We start from the raw sequence: 18,079 nt of genomic DNA, 5'->3' as shown, positions 1-18,079 counted from the left end.
CGGTCAGTTAATCGTCTACTATGTCGACTACAATCTTCATTTAAAGCGAGGAAAGACATTTACTGACCGTTAAAGCGGGATAAAGTAAAACTTCAATCAGTGGGTTATTTTACCACTGATTGTTAGTTGAACCAATCGGGCTTTTACGGTCAGTTAATCGTCTACTATGTCGACTACAATCTTCATTTAAAGCGAGGAAAGACATTTACTGACCGTTAAAGCGGGATAAAGTAAAACTTCAATTCGATGGTGATTTACCTATAAACTGGGTTAATTACTAAAAGTTGCGCATGATATTTGTTGAAATTTATACTATATATAAGTTGATTGGAGTGGAGGCTGGGCAACATCCTTGGGGATTAGCGAAAAGAGGAACGAAGGCTAAAACCATCACATCCTGTGATAACACCTTCGTGACCAACATCGTGCTGTTGATGTCGCTACGTTGCACTACGCTTTCGCGCAAAAAACATCTGTTGGCCCGAGACCCTGCAGCGCAGCGGATGTTTTCTGTGCGAAAGCGTAGCGACAGCAAATGTTTTATCTGTGCGAAAGCGAAGCGACAGCAACAACAACAACAACAAAAGCGGCTCATCGGACGCCCCCAGGAAAGCGCCCAGTCGGAACGGAAATCAACCACACGCTATGGTAAAGATTCATAAATTGTTTGTTAACCATTGAAAATGAACTCAGGCATTAAAAACGTATTGACAATTATCGGAAGGTTAGAGTGGGAAAATGGTGCTTAAAATTTGGAGATTATTGAGGAAAAAGGGTGAAAATGTGGTATCAATTCAAGGGGGAAAATGCTACATTCGCACATTTTATGAAAAAGATGCGCAAAGTTTAACTGATCTCGTAAGTCGCAATAAATACTTTTGGTCTACATACGAACCGTTACAACGTCCTGAATATTATACAATTAATGCTCAATATAAAAAAATTCAAGAAAGCTTATACTTAATGGACTCAAAGAGGGAATTTACTTTCGGTATTTTTGAGCCAGGTACAAATAACTTAATAGGACATATTGCTCTTTATGCTGTAAAACGTTTACCATATTCCAGTGCATTTGTTGGTTATGCGATGGATGAAATTTATGTTGGAAAAGGGATCGTGACAGAAGCAGTTAATATGGTCGTGCAATTTGCGTTCGAGCAAGTAGGCTTACATCGAGTAGAGGCGTATGTTTCAACACAAAATAATGCTTCTATCCGAGTCTTAGAAAAGTCTGGATTTCAGCGTGAAGGTCTTTTGAGAAAACTGCTGTACATTAATGGCCAATGGGTGGATCATTATATGTATGCACGTTTAGAGGGCCAATAAAAAGAAACGTCTATCTTTCAAACAATGAAGGATAGGCGCTTCTTTTTTACTATTGTTCGTTACCGTCTATGATTACATCAAGGCGACCTGTATTTGGATCAATTACTAATCCATGAACAGGCAAATCTTTAATCATTAACGGGTGATTGCGAATTGTTTCGACGCTCATCTTTACACTTGTTGCTACGTCGCCAAATCCACGTAAAAACTCTTTTAAATCAATACCTGAATATTCTATTGTTTTGATAGTATCAGGGTTTATTCCTCTAACAACCATTTTATTTAACATTGCTTCTGGGTCAACTGCACTCATACCGCAGTCGTAATGTCCAATAACATACACCTCATCTGCTTGTAGTTCATAAACAGCTACAAGTAAACTACGCATAATTGCACCAAAAGGGTGACTAACTAATGCCCCAGCACTTTTAACGATTTTTACGTCGCCATTACGTAAATTCATAGCTTTAGGTAACAGCTCTACAAGACGAGTATCCATACAAGATAACACAACGATGCGCTTATCCGGATACTTTGTTGTAATAAAAGGCTCATATTTTTTTTCTTGAACGAAATCTTCATTAAACTTAAGAATATCTTGTAACATTGTCATGAAAAATTGCTCCCTTCCTTACAGAAATATTTTAGAGCAAAACGTTGAATATGCAAATAATAATGACAATATTCACGCAATTTTCTTTAAAAAAAAAGAAGTTTAGTAATTTATTTAGCGAATCGAAATAATTGAGAATAAATAAAAAACAGCTACATTATGGTAGCTGTTTTTTATAGAAATATTAAAACTTTTCATTTGGTTTTGGATCTACAGTTACTGAAGACTTAGTATCTAAACCAACTTGTAGGTAGTGGATGAAGAATCCCAAAGAGATTAATAAAACGGCTGAAAAGCCTAGTACAGTCGTAATGAACATAATGACATCTCCTCTCTACTAAAATAATCTACTATATTATCTATACTAATTATACAATAGGTTACTAGGAAAATCTAAGGAGAATTTATGACATCCATAACATACCTAGTCTGGACTAACATTAGTAGGTATAAAATACTTAAAATGTCCAGTTTTTATTGCGGAAAATCGATTCTTTCTTACTATTAGGTCTAGTACTAGTTAAAAAAGTCCTGTGTAAAGCTTTGATTTAGCCCATTCTGGACGCAATTATTCCGAAGCATAATTGATAAGATCAGCTGTGTCCCTTGCTCAGCTAGCCATTCGCGTTTTAAAATTTCCTTGATAGGAAGAAATTAAATGGGTCTTTTAGAGTGTTTTCGTAGCGAGTTCAAAAAAGTATAGCGTCTGATAATTCAACAAAAACCTGTTTTGTACCATTTTTATATGCAATTTTAATAATTATCTGAATAAGTTTTAATTTATCATTCAAACTGCTTATGTGAGGGAGTTATTATTTTTGGATATTTTCTCCTGGTTTTACGGCTAGTTCAGCATATTTTAGTAATTTTGTGTCGAAGGATAATAACAAATTCTTAATTAATTTCAAATAAAGACAATTTAGTGTATTATTCTTAATTCAATATAATCAAATGTGGTCGAAAAGTGAATAAAAAGTAATTATTACATCGAAAAATTTGTGAAATACATTTATACTATATTATGTATTTATTTAAAATATGGAAAAATAGACGAAATAAAGTTTAATAGGAGATTTGGAGGTTCAAAAATGGATTTGTCGTCGGTAGTAGGGTTAATTTTAGCGTTTGTTGCGCTGTTAACAGGGATGGTACTAAAGGGTGTAAATTTAAGTGCGTTTTATAACCCCGCAGCCATTCTAATTATCATCTTCGGTACTATTTCCGCAGTAACAATTGCCTTCCCAATGAAGGAGTTAAAGCGAGTACCTAAGCTATTTAAAAATATTTTTAAAGAAACAAAATTAGCAGATGATATTGAGATTATTAAGATGTTTTCACAATGGGCTGATTTAGCTCGCCGTGAAGGTCTATTAGCGCTTGAAAGTAAAGCTTCAGAGATTGAAGACCCATTTTTAAAAAATGGACTTACATTAGCAATTGATGGACAAAATGCGGACTATATTCGTGACGTCTTAACAGAAGAAGTAGAAGCGATGGAAGAACGTCATGCAAGTGGTGCGCTAATCTTCACACAAGCTGGTACATATGCTCCGACGTTAGGGGTACTTGGTGCGGTAGTAGGGTTAATTGCCGCATTAGCAGATATGAATGATATAGATAAATTAGGGCACGCCATTTCAGCTGCTTTCATGGCTACACTATTAGGTATTTTTACAGGTTACGTATTATGGCATCCATTTGCTAATAAATTGAAACGTAAATCTGCTTTAGAAGTAAAACAAAAACATTTGATGATTGAAGGTATCCTTTCGGTATTAGAAGGGGAGGCACCACGCGTTATCGAACAAAAATTATCTTCTTATTTAACAATGGAAGAACGTCGTCAAATTTCGAATGAAAGCGGGGCGGGCGGCCTTGGCAAAGAAAGCTAAGAAAAAAAAGCATGAGGAACACGTTGATGAGTCTTGGTTAGTGCCATACGCTGATATTTTGACGCTGTTATTAGCATTATTTATTGTACTGTTTGCATCCAGTTCAGTAGACCAAGAGAAGCTAGATCGAATGTCAGCAGTGTTTACTCAGGTATTTGATGGTGGCACAGGCTTTTTAGAGCAACCTGCAGCAGTAAAAACTCCTAATGCAGAAAGTAGCCAAACACCACAACAGGCACAGCAAAATTCAGCTTACTTAAAAGATCAGCAAGAGTTAGCTCAAATTAAAGATAGTGTTGATAATTTCATCGCTGTACATGAGATGGAAGGTCAATTCGCAACAGCGATGACTGATGAGGGGTTACTTGTTACAATTCGTGATAGTATTCTGTTTGATCCAGGGAAGGCAGTGATTAAACCAGAATATGTTCCAATTGCTAAAGAGCTTGCTGGTGTATTAGTATCCGATCCAGCCCGAAATATTGTTATAACAGGACATACAGATAATGTTCCAGTAGGACCGAATTTTTCGTCAAACCTGGAGTTATCATTAATGCGTGCTTCAAATTTCTATTTGGTTCTATTGAATAGTAATTCTAAATTAAAGTCTGAGAACTTTAGTGCTAAAGGTTATGGTGAAAATCGAGCTATTGCTCCGAATGACACGCCTGAGGGTCGTGCGAAAAACCGTCGTGTAGAAGTGCTAATACAACCACTTGTAACTGAAGACGGTTCTGCCGTGAAAAATAAAAAATAGAAAAAAGCTATTAGTAATCGGCTTTGATGCCATATTACTAATAGCTTTTTATTTACAAAACCCTTTTTATTTACGCAAAGCTCCTAATTCCGCAACGATGGCTTGCATCTCGCTCGGACTAAATGTGTTGCGCTTCATGACCATTTCGTATAAATAGACTAGGTCTTCGTAATTAGCTTCATCGAAATTTTCCGATTTCATCGCATCGACATTAACCATGCGAAGCTTGTCTTTCATTTGATCAACCATATAAATAACGTTTTCTTTTGACGGTACTGATAAATCCATAATTTAAACCTACCTTTCTCAATAATCCTCGAAAATATCATTTCATTGAATAAAAAAAATGTCAACACTGTATTTGGGCATTGCTTTAAAAATAGACTGTTATTGGGTAGAATAAGGGCAGTAAGCAGTTTAATTATGGTACATCACCATAACGTGTGGTTGATTTCCGTTTCGACTGGGCGCTTTCATGGAGAGGTCGGGGCATCAAACAGCCCTAACTTTTGGTGATGAGTCTTAATTATCCTAAAGGAATATACACTTACCAAGCAGGAGGTATTTAATATGGGACGAAGTAAATTATTAGCATCCATCGTAGTTGGCGCTACAGTTGGTGCCGCATTAAGCATGTTTGACCGTACAACGCGTGAGAAAACAATAGCTACAACGAAAAAGATGAAAGAAGCAATCTCGTATTATGCAGCCAATCGAGAGGAATTACAAGTACTAGTCGAGGAAAAAGTATTGACCGCTAAAGTGCTATGTGAAAGTGTAACAGAAAATGTCAACACAATTGTTGAAAAGGTTGATGAATTTAAAGAATTACCTTCCACAATCGAAGGCATGATTAATGACACAAAATCGGCCTTTTCTTTATCTGATAAAGAATAGTTATCATACAGGAGGAAATTAGTATGGAAAAGAAAAAAGCATCGATACATACAGCTGTCGGTGTGGTGAAATCATTTGTCTCACCAGACGAAGACGCTGTAGATGTGATGACATCAAGGGGCTTTACGCAAGATTTAATACTACGCTTACAGCGAGTGGAAATATCAGCTCTTGCAGCGGAATTGGCTTATTTCTTTTTACTATCTTTTTTCCCACTACTAATTTTTCTAGTTACATTACTACCGTTTTTGAATATAGAGACGACGCAAGTGTATTCCTTTTTAGTGAATATTATGCCGGACGAGGTATATAGGCTTATTGAAAATACATTGAATGAAATTTTAACAAGCCGTAATAGTAGTTTATTATCCATCGGGGTGCTGGGAACAATTTGGTCTGCTTCCAAAGGAATTAATGCATTGATTAGAGCCTTAAATAAGGCATATGATACAGAAACTAGGGGGAGTATATTAGATCGAGGGTTATCCCTTGTTTTCACCATAGCATTTGTCGTTGTTATTGCTGTTGCTCTTCTTTTACCGGTTTTTGGGCAACAAGTGGGGCATTTCTTATTTTCGATTGTTGGCATTGAGGAGCAGTTTGAAATAATCTGGTATAGAATGCGCTGGTCGATACCGCCTCTACTTATTTTTATCGTTTTAATGGGGATATATAGATTTGTTCCAAATACAAATCCACGTTTGAAGTTAATGAGAGTTTGGCCGGGGGCGTTGTTTTCAACTCTAACTTGGTTAGCTGCAACATATGCTTTCTCTTTTTATATTAGTAATTTTGCAAATTATTCTGCTACATATGGCAGTATTGGTGGGGTTATTATTTTGATGCTTTGGCTATATTTCACGGGAATTATTTTAATTTTTGGTGGGGTTTTAAATGCAACAATGCAGAAAAAGGCATTACAACAAGAACTTCTGAAGCAGGGGACACTACCTAATAGTTAGGAATATTAAAAAGAACAGCCTCGTTATCACGTTTTGTGATACGAGGCTGTTTATTTTAGACGTTTTTATTAAGCATACGTAAGCCGTTTAAAATAACTAAAATGGTGCTTCCTTCATGTCCAATTACACCTAGAGGTAAATCGACGATTTGTAAAAAGTTTGATGCAATTAATAAAACGATAACTCCGATTGAGAAAAAGATGTTTTGTTTGACGATGCGTTGCATTTTACGTGATAAACGTATTGCATAGGCAATTTTAGATAAGTCATTTTTCATTAAAACGACATCTGCTGTTTCTAAAGCCACATCTGTTCCTTCTCCCATAGCAATTCCGGTAGTTGCAGTTGCTAATGCAGGTGCATCATTAATACCGTCACCGACCATCCCTACAAATTTATGTTGAGAAAGAAGCCGTTTCATCTCTGTCACTTTTGTTTCAGGGAGACATTCAGCGACGTATTCTGTCACACCTGCTTCCTTGGCAATGGCCTTTGCTGTCTTTTCATTGTCTCCTGTTAACATGACAACATTAATACCTAGCTCTTTTAATAATGCTACTGCTTTTTTTGCTTCATTACGAACGGTATCCTTTAAGGCTGCTAATGCGACAATGCCATCTTTGTCACGAATGAAAATAACACTTTTTCCTTCTGAGGCAAGGTTTTCTGCTACACCATTTGCAAAATCATTTGCCTCATCTATACCAACAAAGTCTGGTTTACCAACGAGATACTCAACTTCATTAACGTAGCCTTTAATACCCCAACCTGGGATATCTTCAATAGTAGCTTGAGGAAATTGTGTGATACCCTCTTTTCTTACAAATGAAGTAATTGCTTGAGCAAGTGGGTGGTTCGATTGTACTTCAATACTTGCAAGGATTGCCATTGTATTTTCACGGTCTACTCCTTCACGAACAATGAAATCGGTAACAATTGGTTTTCCTTGTGTTAAAGTACCAGTTTTATCTACTGCTAGTGCACGTAATGCACCTAGATGCTCTAAATGTAAGCCTCCTTTAAATAGCACACCGTGTTTTGCACCATTTGAAATTGCTGCAAGTGTTGCTGGCATAATGGATGCAACAAGTGCGCATGGAGAAGCAACTACTAGAAGTACCATTGCTCGATAAAAAGTTGTTGTCCAGTCCCAACCGAGTACAAAGTGGGGTAAAAACATCATTATAGCGACTGTAAGTAGTGCAATTTTCACGTAAGTACCTTCGAATTTTTCTATAAACTGTTGAGAAGGAGATTTTTCACTCTGGGCACTTTGTACAAGCTGGATAATTTTTTGGAATAGTGTTTCGGAATTCGGTTTTGTCATTTCCATCGTAATGGCACCGTTTAAGTTCACTGTACCTGCAAATACCTCGTCACCTTCACGTTTTGCTACTGGCAGAGGCTCACCGCTAATAGCGGATTCATCGATAGAAGACTGTCCTTTAAAGATTACACCATCTGCTGGTACACGTTCACCAGGTTTAATAAATAGGCGATCACCAATTTGCAATGTTGATACAGCGACTTTCATTGGTTCAAAATCACCTCGAACAAGCCAAGCCTCTTCGGGTTGTAAATTCATGAGTGCAGAAATTTCACGATGACTTTTATTCATTGCGTATGTTTCAAGAGCGCCACTTACAGCAAAGATGAAAATTAGAATAGCACCCTCCGTCCAATAACCGATTGCTGCCGAACCAATTGCAGCCAATACCATTAATAGCTCAACATTAAGCTCCTTATTTTCAATGGTCTCTTCAATACCTTCTTTAGCTTTAGCAAATCCACCAACGCAAAATGCAACAATATATAAAATAATAGAAGCTGTTGTTTGCTCGCTAGTATCTAAACGCCATGCAAGCAAAATAAACAAACCTGCTATAAGAGCTGCAATTAATTCAGCATGCTCCCTTACTTTCTCAATTAGATTAAAATTTTCTCGATTAGAATATTCCACCTTTATCCCCCCTGATAATGAAAATCAATATCAAAAACCTTGTAAATCAATATATATGAACAATGATGAATTGAAAATGGCTTTCAATTGGCTCCTTTCTAATTTAGAATTATTATAACAAGGATATTTTAAAAAAGAAAGTAAGAAATTTGAAGGGATTTTAAAAAAAGAGGGATAAAAGTAGTCCAGGATTGAGATTGAGGTGATTATGAATTTTTTTGAAATAATTTTGAACATAAAAAAAGCACAGTTATTCATAGGAATATTCTGTGCTTTTCAAATTTGTGCAGTGAAAATGCCTTTACTTTAGGAATTACTGCATAAATTAATCTCATCATAATATGTGGGTTGATTTCCGTTCCGGCTAGAGACGCTTGCTTTCGCGCAGAGCAAGCGTCCGATGCTTATCTGTGACGATGATCCCCAAGGAGTCACCCAGCCTCCACTACAATCAACATGGCATACGTAAATGTCATCCCAAACTTTTGATGATGAGCCTAAAATATTAAGTTATAAACTCGTTTTTGCAAACGTTCTGCTATCGCCACAGCTTATAAAATAATTCTGCTATTCAAAGTAACTCTTTATTAAAATACTCTTTCTGCATGTAGCGCTAGTTTTTCTAGTGATGATTTGTCTACGTCTGCGTGTAGTGATTTACCGTGAGAGTCCATAGTTACAACAGCTGTGAACTTCTCAACGTTTAAGTGCCACATAGCTTCTGGAACACCGAATTCCATTAAGTCAACACCGTCTACACCTTTAATGCAGTCTGCATAGTATTGTGCAGCACCACCGATTGCATTTAAGTAAACACCACCGTGTTCTTCTAATGCAGCAAGTGTTTTTGGTCCCATCCCGCCTTTACCGATTACAGCACGGATACCGAATTTTTTCATGATGTCACCTTGATATGGCTCCTCACGAATAGAAGTAGTTGGACCAGCCGCTTTAACTGTCCAGTTGCCTTCTTCGTCTTTTGCCATTACAGGACCACAGTGATAAATAACTTGTCCATTAAGATCAACTGGAGCATCATGACTCATTAAGTGATGGTGAATTGCGTCACGGCCAGTATACATACGACCAGTAATTGATACAACATCACCAACTTTTAGAGCACGAATTTGTTCTTCAGTAATTGGTGCAGTAAGTTCCACTACATTTGTAGTAGTATCTTCTGTTGTTGCTGCAACTTCATCTTCTTTAAATGTAATTTTTTCGCCTTCTTGATAATGCCAGTTAATAATTTCGCCAGTTTGAGGATTGATGTCCACAGCCATACGACGGTATGCCCAGCAGTTATAAGCTACTGATACGTAGAATGAAGCTGGGATACGGTGCATAACACCAATTTTACAACCAAGTAATGTTGCTTCACCACCGAAGCCCATTGTACCGATACCAAATGTGTTTGCAGTTTTCACTACATATTCTTCTAATTTAGCAAGATCAGGATTTGGATTTGTATCTTCCACATGACGGAATAATTGTTCTTTCGCTAAGTCGTAACCAGAAGAACGGTCACCACCGATACCTACGCCGATGAAGCCAGCTGAACAGCCTTGTCCTTGTGCTTGGTATACTGAGTGAATGATACATTTACGGATACCATCTAGATCACGACCAGCTCGGCCAAGACCGTCAAGCTCGCATGGTAGGCTGTATTGAATGTTTTTGTTTTCACAGCCGCCACCTTTAAGGATTAACTTAATTGTGATGTAGTCTTTTTCCCATTGTTCGAATTTCATAACAGGTAGACCGTCACCAAGGTTATTACCGCTGTTTGCGCCTGTTAATGAATCAACCGCATTTGGACGTAATTTTGCATCTGCAGTAGTATCGTTAATAGCTTTTTTAATAGCTTCTTTAATTTCTAATTGGTTTACACCAACAGGAGTATAAATTTTAAATGTTGGTAGACCAGTATCTTGACAGATAGGTGATACATTATCTTCTGCCATAATAATATTAGTTGAGATTGTGTCCAAGCTCATTGCAGCACGAGTACCAGCATTTTCAGCTTCTTTAGCTTTCTTAATTGCACGACGAACGTCTTTAGGTAGATTCGTAGATGTTTCAGTAATTAAATTGTAAAGACTTTTCTCCAAAGTTTGGATATTCATTTGGTATTGCCCCCCATAGAAAATTTGATTATTTCCACGTTACATTATACTCTTTTCAACTAATGAAAAAAAGAGTTCAACTCATTGTGGTCGGAATTATAGGTCTATTCTCAAAAAGAGGTACTTTATATGTGAAATTATGTTAATCAAGTTTTATCTATCGTTAAGCAATTATTAAGATATTGAAGCAGGGGAATAAACAATATCTTAAGAAGAGTATAGTAGGAAACGAAGGCATTTCCTGAGAAACCGATCACTTTTAGAAATGAAACGGATCAGATCAGATTTTCCAAGCAGCTGATCAATTATAGAGCCAACCTGATCAAAATTCCTATGTACCTAATTGATATATAAATACTTACCCAATCACGTATATAGTGAAAGAATGTACCTGCCTTCTTTAAAAGTTATAGGTTACTTGAAATAAAGATTGTTATATAGGAACGTTTGTTCTATAATAAAATTAAATTTACTTTAGGAGGCTATTATGAAGCTACTTAATTTACCTGAAGCATTTGAACAATATAGGACAGTAATAGAGGAAACGATACAACCTACTGTATTTATTGAAACCGAAGAACGAAAAACATCTTTATTTGAAAGTAAGTTTGCAGGGGATCCGTATTTCCCGTTGTCGATGGAGTACCCAAAAAATTCTGAAGGGCAACCATTAAAATTACTAGCACAAATTAATTTTGCAGATGTACCTAAGCATTTGCCAAATCTCCCCAAAGAGGGAATCTTACAGTTTTATATTGATGGATATGATGATGTACTAGGGATGGACTTTGATAATGGTCGAAATCAGGAGGGCTTCCGTGTTGTTTTTCACGAACATATTGTCAGTGATGAGTCACAGTTAATACAAGACTTTTCATTTGTTGAAGCGAAAGAAGAAGAATTATACTTTCCAGTGGAAAAAGAAATGGCACTGTCCTTTGAAGCGGGTTATGAACCACTATCAGCAAGTGACTTTAGAAGTGAAAAACTATATGCGAAGATCCTTGCTGATATAGAAGATAATGATAATTTAGTAGATCTATTTTATGAGACATTAAATAGCACAGGTCATAAAATCGGGGGATATCCATTCTTTACCCAGGAGGATCCAAGGGCATATGGCGACTACACAGATTCAACAATTTTGTTGCTTCAAATTGACAGTGTAGGCGATCATATTTTGTGGGGAGATGTCGGGGTCGGCAATTTTTTCATCACAGAGGATGAACTGAAAAGTAAGGATTTTAGTAAAGTTCTATATAATTGGGATTGTTATTAACTAAAATTAAAAGCAAGTGGATAATTAGAGCCTTCCACTTGCTTTTATCAGTTATTGTTCACGAGCATTAAATTGCTCCATTTTGTCTTCTAAATCATCCATCATTTGAATTAAACGATCAATATCCTCTAATTCAGTTGTTTCAGGATCAATCGCATCTAATACCTCTAAAAATATTTCAAGACGCTCTCTTAAGTAATTCACTTGTTGCTTTTTATCAGTGATTGGATTTGACATACATACACCTCATTTCGTCCCCTTCATAGTAGCTGATTTGGGACTAAATTTCAATGCTTAGGTAAACACCTAGGACTAAGCGATTATTTTGAAAAAATAATAGACAGAATATTTACAATATTGATGCTGTGTGTTAAATTAATATTAAGAAAAAGTAAAGGAGCTGATTTTAAAAATCTTAAAAACTCTAACTCGAAAAGGAGGGAGTTTAAACAAGTAATCGGCCAATGTAAAAGCCGAAATTCGTGTTTATACAATTAAATGGAGATAAGTGTTAGTTAGGCCTTAGCGTAAAATCACATGTGGTGAGCGCTAAGGCTTTTTGGTATGCTGTTATTTGGAAAAGTGACTTAATGTTGGAGGAAAAGATGACATACTTCTCAGATTACAGCAAAAAAAGATTTGCCATTCTAGTGTTAATTGTATCTATATCAGGCTTTTCACAAGGGATGCTTTTACCGCTAATTTCAATTATTTTTGAACGTGATGGAGTATCCTCCGCGTTGAATGGATTGAATGCAACAGGTCTATACATAGGAACATTATTAATCTCACCGTTTATCGAGCAGCCATTACGAAAATGGGGCTACAAACCAATTATTTTAATTGGCGGTGCACTTGTCTTCGTTTCGTTGTTAGCATTTCCTTTATGGAAGAGTGTGACCTTCTGGTTTACCCTCCGCCTACTCATTGGGGTAGGGGATCATGCGTTACACTTTGCGACACAGACGTGGATTACAAGCACTTCAGATCATAAAAGCTTAGGAAAAGGTATGGCCATTTACGGCTTGTCCTTTAGTACAGGATTTGCAGTCGGACCTTTAATGGTGAAACTTATACAAATTGCAGAAGCATTACCGTTTATTGTGTCCTCGGTTATGTGCTTATTTGCATGGGCTTTTGTATTCCTGTTACAAAATGAAAAACCAGAGCGATTAACGGGAGACTTGCATGCAAGAGGTTGGCATCGTTATAAAATGGCTATTGTATTTGGGTGGATTGCATTTGTAGGGCCGTTTGTTTATGGGTTTTTAGAATCTTCTTTAAATGCATTGTTCCCTGTTTATGCTTTACGTAAAGGTTTTGACGTGAATATGATTCCTATTATTTTATCAGTCTTTACATTTGGCGGGATTTTAACGCAAGTACCACTTGGAGCAATAGGGGATAAAGTAGGACGACGCAATGTCTTGATGATAGGCTCATTTGGAGGGGCTGTTCTTTTTGGCATTGCAAGCTTTTTGGAGCATTCACAAATGGCAGTAGCCGTAGCATTTTTCTTTACAGGTACATTAGTCGGTTCGATGTTTTCGTTAGGTATTACTTATATGGCTGACTTAACACCAAAGGAGCTACTGCCAACAGGAAATCTGCTTTGCGGCATTGCCCTTAGTATTGGTAGCTTAACAGGTCCATTTTTAGGAGGCGTTTATTTAGAATATGTAAATTACAGCTTCCTTTTATTAGTGGCGATGCTTTTACTTGTTATAGCAATTGTTTTGCTAGTATTTGGACGAAATAAAAATAAGCGACCAGTGTCGATGTAAGGGGCATTGTCCTTTCGAATTTGGGGAATAGAATCAAACGCTCAGCTTAGAGGTTTTTGCGAAATGTATAATTTTTGGCAAAATAAAAGAGCGGGGCTCATCTTCCCGCTCATAAAACAAAAAACGCCCAGCAAATCCGTGCTGTTATGGCGTTCTTTGGTGTGACAAGGATGTTCCGTCCAAGTCACATAGGTTTGGCACCTAGAAAGTTATTATACAGACAAGCAACCATAAAATCAAATAATATTTGCAGATAAGTAATATTTGGACTTTGGATTTCCTGAGCAACTGGTTCAGGTGTTGGTCTTTCTGGACCGTCCGTCATCCACCAGGCAGCTGGAGCTGTGCATTACATATAAAAATAATAAACAAAACAATGATGGCGTCTCTTAATTTTAGGAGACGCCTAATTTACTGCTGTTTAATTTTCTTCATATGTTTTTCCTTCAACCTTTATATACGAGTTTATATTTCCCAAAAGCTAACGACTGCTGAATCATCAACAGTTGGAATACTAATAACAAATATCCGTGGATTATTAATCAATATTTCAAAGTCTAAGAAATCGTACTCATTATGCAACTAGGTATTTTCATCAAGAGGTATGTCTTTAACAATATAATACCTAAATGAAAAATGGGAAAGGGTAATTAAAAATGTTAAATGTATAATTAATATTATTAATTTTTATATTAATGATGTTTAAGTTTATTTATTTACATTTTTATTTCCTTGTAATATAATCAAATCAACTAAAAGGAAGGGATATCATTATGGCTTATAAAGTAATCACGAATTGTCCTGTCTGCAGTAAAACATTGAAAATTACAAAGTTGCAGTGCTCTCATTGTCATACGACGATTGAAAATGAGTTTGAATTATCTAAGCTGGCATCCTTATCAAAGGATCAGCTTCATTTTGTGGAAGTATTTTTAACATGCAGAGGGAATATCAAAGAGGTTGAAAAGGAACTGGGGATATCGTATCCAACGGTTCGGGGTAAGCTAACAGACATCATTTCATCCCTTGGATATGCGCAAAAGAAGAAAAATGAAGTAGACGAGAAAAAAGTTGTCACTATGTTGGAAAATGGCGAAATCACAGCAGAAGAAGCCATTAAGCTCTTAAAAGAAGAATAAGGAGGAAATTATCATGAAAGAAGAAATTACAAGAGTGTTAGCGATGGTTCAAGAAGGTAAGATTGATGCAGATAAGGCATCAGAACTGATTCAAGTATTAAAAGAGAAAGAAGAAGAAACAGATAATAAGCTTTCTGAAAAACCGGCAAAATATTTAGATAAAACTTTAAAAATTCGTGTTGTATCAGACGAAGGCGATAACGTAACGGTCAATTTACCTATAAAGCTTGTCAAGGTAGTATTAATGGCTGGACACAGCATTGCAGCGAGTATTCCTCAAGCGGAACAATACGTTAAAGATATAGACATAAACCTTATTATTGAAGCAATCGAAAACGAATTAGATGGTCAAATTGTTGATATTAAATCGGCAAACGGGGATACCGTTTCGGTCATCATTGAATAGTGATTTGCTTATGATGTATGTAAAAGTGAAAGCAAAAGACGTTCGGTTTACCTTACCAATTCCATATGCTGTTTTAAACATTGCTATTTCAATTTTGTCTTCGAAATTTTTTCAGCAAAATGCAAACAAATGGACAAAAGAGCACTTCGAAAGAAAAAAACTGGACTTTACCTTCCCACTAATAGATAAAAAAACGCTAAAGCCTATTGTTAAGGAACTGAAAAATTATAAAGGGATCGTGCTAGTAGATGTCAAAGCTAAGGACGGTACTGAGGTTAAGGTAAGATTATAGAATACACTGATCACTGACTGGCATTTTGAAGAAATAGCCTAATTTCTAACTTACAATACGGAATAAAAGCATTAACCCCGTTCTAAATTTAGGACGGGGTTAAAAATATAGTTGTTTAATTTTTGATGAAAGATACATTTAGTAATGTGCATTTTTATGTGCAAACATTATGAACAAGTTAAATCATTTATTCTTCAACACAAGCTTTGCAACGCACTCCACTTGTGCTGTCTGTGCGAACATATCGACAGGTTGAATATACTCTACATCATAAAGCTTCGATAATTCATTTAAATCCTTCGCCAATGTTGAAGGATTACAAGACGTATAGACAAAGCGCTTAGGTTTTAGCTTTAATACAGTGCGGATGAACTCTGTTGCTAGACCTGTGCGTGGTGGGTCAACTGTAATAACATCTGGAGTAAATCCTTCTTTGCGCCATTTTGCTAAGACACTTTCTGCTGTGCCGACTGCGTATTTTGTATGCTTGAAGCCATGGTTTCGGGCGTTTTTTCGTGCATCCTGAATGCTTTCTGGAATAACATCCATCCCACGAACTTCTTTTGCTTTGTCAGCCAGCCATAAACCGATTGTTCCAACACCGCAGTAAGCATCAACAACTGTTTCTTTGCCTGTTAATGCTGCTGCTTTTTTGATTTCATCATAGAGATGAACGGTTTGTGTTGGGTTCAGTTGGAAAAAGGCGCGAGCTGATAAATCAAAGGCCAATTCGCCAAGCTCCTCGTGAATCGTTTCCTTACCATCAAGGACAATCGTTTCATCGCCAAAGATTAGCGATGTTTTCTCACGGTTAATATTTTGTGCAATCGATACGATACTTGGATCGATTTTTTTTATACGAGCAATGAGTTCCGCTAGATGTGGAATTTCTTTACGCGTTGTTACGAGCACGACTTGCGTTTCACCAGTACGAATCCCTGTACGTACAACAATTGTACGCACTAAGCCATCAAGAGTACGACCATCGTAAATCGTAATATTTAGTTTTTGTAAAATTTTACGTGTTGCCACTGTGATTTTTGATGTAATCGGATGTTGGACAAGGCAGTCATTAATGTTCAGTAACTTGTTGCTACCTTCTGCAAATAGCCCTGCATAGACACGCTTACCCTCTTTACGTACTTGATATTGACTTTTGTTACGATAATTCCATGGATTATCCATCCCTAGAGTTTTACGAACTTCAACTGCATTAGCTAAAGGCTTAGCATAACGTTCTAATGCTTGAACTACGATATCACGCTTTTCGATTAGCTGTTTTTCATATGTCATATGTTGAAGCTGACAGCCGCCACATTCGTTGTAAACTGGGCAAGGAGCTTCCTGACGAAATTTTGAAGCTTTGCGAATATTCAATATTTCTGCTTCGGCAAAATTTCGCTGTGTTTTAGTCACTTGTGCTGTAATTTCTTCACCAGGAATGGCGCCCTTTACGAATACGACATTACGTTTATAAAAGCCTACTCCTTCACCATTAATACCAAGTCTCTTTATTGTTAGAGGAAATTTTTGTCCAACTTCCATTGTTGTTTGCTGCGTCAAGCGTTCCACGTCCCTGTTCTTTTAATATCATCTCCCCATTATAACTAAGGAGTAGACGATTGCAAAGCGACAGGGAAATCTTCATATTCTAAAACTAAATCGTCAAGGGATAAAAACGTGTAGCCTTGTTTTTTCGCTTCAGCAATAAACCTAGGAAGAGCTTCAGCGTTATCCTGCGCAACAGTATGCATTAATATTACGGCACCAGGGTGTAGCTGTTCTATTAGTGCATTATACGCATAATCTGCCCCACGACGTACATCCCTTTCCCAATCCTTAAAGGCAACAGACCAGAAAATATGACGATAGCCTGCAGCATTTCCAACCTCTAATAATTTCGCATTAAATGTACCTTCAGGTGGGCGAGCATATGTTGTACGTTCAATACCTGTCAATTCACGTAACTTGTCATCGAGTTTCTTCCATTCACTACGCATACCTTCTGGCGTAAGCCTCGCCATATTTGGATGCCCCCATGAATGGTTGCCGATAGTATGTCCATCTTTAACCATGCGTTTTACTAAATCAGGGGCACTTTCTAAATAATGACCAGTTAGAAAAAAGGTAGCTGGTGCGTGTTCCTTCTTCAATGTATCCAAAATGCTTTCCGTAAATCCATTTTCATATCCGTTATCAAAGGTTAAATAAGCAACTTTTTTATCAGGCTTACCTTTATAAATAGCGCCATACTTCTCAAGTAGCTGATCAAGCTGTGCTCCAGCCTCAGCTGGTTCACCGTTTTTCGCTCGTTTGAGACCCCAGTTATATTCTTCAGAGCCAGAAGCTGAAAATGGATTAAAGCTAATTGCCGCGGCAATAATAAAAGTAGCGATGACCGCTCCTACAATATGCTGTTTCCACATTAAAAACGCATCCTTTCTTTTTCATTAGAATGCGTATTTTTCAAAAAATTATCCTACTCAATTTAATACAATAATTTTTGAAAGGCTTCTTTAAAAGTGATGTTTTTCTAAAACAGTAGGTAGACATGCTGACCTTTACCACGGAAGAGAAGTGAATACCCGCGCGAAGAGAGAAAATACCCGCGGAAGAAAAGCGAATACCAGCGAGAAACGTGAAAAT

Annotated in this window: 19 protein-coding genes; 11 read left to right on the top strand and 8 right to left on the bottom strand. The window is 36.9% G+C overall.

Annotation, left to right across the window (positions count from 1 at the left end):
* The first annotated feature begins 290 nt into the window (after nt 1-290).
* Together ACQKNC_RS21330 and ACQKNC_RS21325 are read left to right on the top strand one after the other, a co-directional pair.
* On the top strand, nt 291-662 hold the full coding sequence (locus ACQKNC_RS21330; protein ID WP_427426724.1) for a hypothetical protein: 372 nt from the start codon (nt 291-293) through the stop codon (nt 660-662).
* Between the two features lie 76 nt (nt 663-738).
* Nucleotides 739-1,326, top strand: a complete 588-nt coding sequence (locus ACQKNC_RS21325) for a GNAT family N-acetyltransferase (protein ID WP_427426723.1) — start codon at nt 739-741, stop codon at nt 1,324-1,326.
* 49 nt (nt 1,327-1,375) lie between these two features.
* On the opposite strand, the gene ACQKNC_RS21320 is transcribed toward ACQKNC_RS21325, so the two are convergent.
* Both ACQKNC_RS21320 and ACQKNC_RS21315 read right to left on the bottom strand, forming a co-directional pair.
* Nucleotides 1,376-1,939 carry a beta-class carbonic anhydrase gene (locus ACQKNC_RS21320; protein ID WP_427426722.1) on the bottom strand — a complete coding sequence of 188 codons (564 nt, stop codon included), beginning with the start codon at nt 1,937-1,939 and terminating at the stop codon, nt 1,376-1,378.
* A gap of 184 nt (nt 1,940-2,123) precedes the next feature.
* A complete protein-coding gene (locus ACQKNC_RS21315; protein WP_283164800.1) occupies nt 2,124-2,258 on the bottom strand; it encodes a hypothetical protein in 135 nt (44 codons plus the stop codon).
* A gap of 769 nt (nt 2,259-3,027) precedes the next feature.
* On the opposite strand from ACQKNC_RS21315, the gene motA reads away from it, so the two are divergent.
* Both motA and motB read left to right on the top strand, forming a co-directional pair.
* Nucleotides 3,028-3,831 (top strand): flagellar motor stator protein MotA, encoded by an 804-nt coding sequence (gene motA / locus ACQKNC_RS21310; RefSeq protein ID WP_427426721.1) that lies wholly within the window; start codon nt 3,028-3,030, stop codon nt 3,829-3,831.
* A complete protein-coding gene (gene motB / locus ACQKNC_RS21305; RefSeq protein WP_427426720.1) occupies nt 3,815-4,588 on the top strand; it encodes a flagellar motor protein MotB in 774 nt (257 codons plus the stop codon). Before motA ends, motB begins: the two co-directional genes overlap by 17 nt.
* A 66-nt stretch (nt 4,589-4,654) precedes the next feature.
* On the opposite strand, the gene ACQKNC_RS21300 is transcribed toward motB, so the two are convergent.
* On the bottom strand, nt 4,655-4,876 hold the full coding sequence (locus ACQKNC_RS21300) for a DUF1128 domain-containing protein (RefSeq protein WP_053483058.1): 222 nt from the start codon (nt 4,874-4,876) through the stop codon (nt 4,655-4,657).
* Nucleotides 4,877-5,158: 282 nt separating this feature from the next.
* Here ACQKNC_RS21300 and ACQKNC_RS21295 point away from each other — a divergent pair, with 282 nt between their 5' ends.
* Complete coding sequence (locus tag ACQKNC_RS21295; protein WP_427426719.1) at nt 5,159-5,485, top strand: YtxH domain-containing protein; 327 nt, start codon at nt 5,159-5,161, stop codon at nt 5,483-5,485.
* A 23-nt stretch (nt 5,486-5,508) separates the two neighbouring features.
* Nucleotides 5,509-6,447, top strand: a complete 939-nt coding sequence (locus ACQKNC_RS21290) for a YihY/virulence factor BrkB family protein (protein ID WP_427426718.1) — start codon at nt 5,509-5,511, stop codon at nt 6,445-6,447.
* Between the two features lie 55 nt (nt 6,448-6,502).
* On the opposite strand, the gene ACQKNC_RS21285 is transcribed toward ACQKNC_RS21290, so the two are convergent.
* A complete protein-coding gene (locus ACQKNC_RS21285; protein WP_427426717.1) occupies nt 6,503-8,407 on the bottom strand; it encodes a heavy metal translocating P-type ATPase in 1,905 nt (634 codons plus the stop codon).
* Nucleotides 8,408-8,994: 587 nt separating this feature from the next.
* On the bottom strand, nt 8,995-10,533 hold the full coding sequence (locus ACQKNC_RS21280) for a fumarate hydratase (RefSeq protein WP_427426716.1): 1,539 nt from the start codon (nt 10,531-10,533) through the stop codon (nt 8,995-8,997).
* 487 nt (nt 10,534-11,020) lie between these two features.
* Here ACQKNC_RS21280 and ACQKNC_RS21275 point away from each other — a divergent pair, with 487 nt between their 5' ends.
* Nucleotides 11,021-11,812, top strand: a complete 792-nt coding sequence (locus ACQKNC_RS21275) for a YwqG family protein (RefSeq protein WP_427426715.1) — start codon at nt 11,021-11,023, stop codon at nt 11,810-11,812.
* Nucleotides 11,813-11,863: 51 nt separating this feature from the next.
* On the opposite strand, the gene ACQKNC_RS21270 is transcribed toward ACQKNC_RS21275, so the two are convergent.
* Entirely contained in the window at nt 11,864-12,049 is a 186-nt protein-coding gene (locus ACQKNC_RS21270) for an SE1561 family protein (RefSeq protein ID WP_285400331.1), read from the bottom strand.
* Nucleotides 12,050-12,417: 368 nt separating this feature from the next.
* On the opposite strand from ACQKNC_RS21270, the gene ACQKNC_RS21265 reads away from it, so the two are divergent.
* The 4 genes from ACQKNC_RS21265 (at nt 12,418) to ACQKNC_RS21250 (ending at nt 15,433) form a co-directional block, all read left to right on the top strand.
* The gene (locus ACQKNC_RS21265) at nt 12,418-13,596 is read left to right on the top strand and encodes an MFS transporter (RefSeq protein WP_427426714.1); all 1,179 of its coding nucleotides are present in this window, start codon (nt 12,418-12,420) and stop codon (nt 13,594-13,596) included.
* Nucleotides 13,597-14,369: 773 nt separating this feature from the next.
* Complete coding sequence (locus ACQKNC_RS21260; protein WP_427426713.1) at nt 14,370-14,735, top strand: DUF2089 domain-containing protein; 366 nt, start codon at nt 14,370-14,372, stop codon at nt 14,733-14,735.
* Nucleotides 14,736-14,748: 13 nt separating this feature from the next.
* Complete coding sequence (locus ACQKNC_RS21255; RefSeq protein WP_427426712.1) at nt 14,749-15,141, top strand: SHOCT-like domain-containing protein; 393 nt, start codon at nt 14,749-14,751, stop codon at nt 15,139-15,141.
* 10 nt (nt 15,142-15,151) lie between these two features.
* Nucleotides 15,152-15,433: a hypothetical protein gene (locus ACQKNC_RS21250; protein WP_427426711.1), complete on the top strand. Its 282-nt coding sequence runs from the start codon at nt 15,152-15,154 to the stop codon at nt 15,431-15,433.
* Between the two features lie 183 nt (nt 15,434-15,616).
* Here the strand turns inward: ACQKNC_RS21250 and rlmD are convergent, their stop codons facing one another.
* Nucleotides 15,617-16,996, bottom strand: coding sequence for a 23S rRNA (uracil(1939)-C(5))-methyltransferase RlmD (gene rlmD, locus ACQKNC_RS21245; protein ID WP_427426710.1), 1,380 nt, complete (start codon nt 16,994-16,996; stop codon nt 15,617-15,619).
* Nucleotides 16,997-17,040: 44 nt separating this feature from the next.
* A complete protein-coding gene (locus ACQKNC_RS21240) occupies nt 17,041-17,859 on the bottom strand; it encodes a polysaccharide deacetylase family protein (RefSeq protein ID WP_427426709.1) in 819 nt (272 codons plus the stop codon).
* Nucleotides 17,860-18,079: the final 220 nt, after the last annotated feature.

Origin of the sequence: Lysinibacillus sp. NPDC094177 (genome assembly GCF_050279145.1) — a bacterium.
GTDB lineage: Bacteria > Bacillota > Bacilli > Bacillales_A > Planococcaceae > Lysinibacillus.
This window is presented reverse-complemented; position numbering and strand designations above follow the sequence as displayed.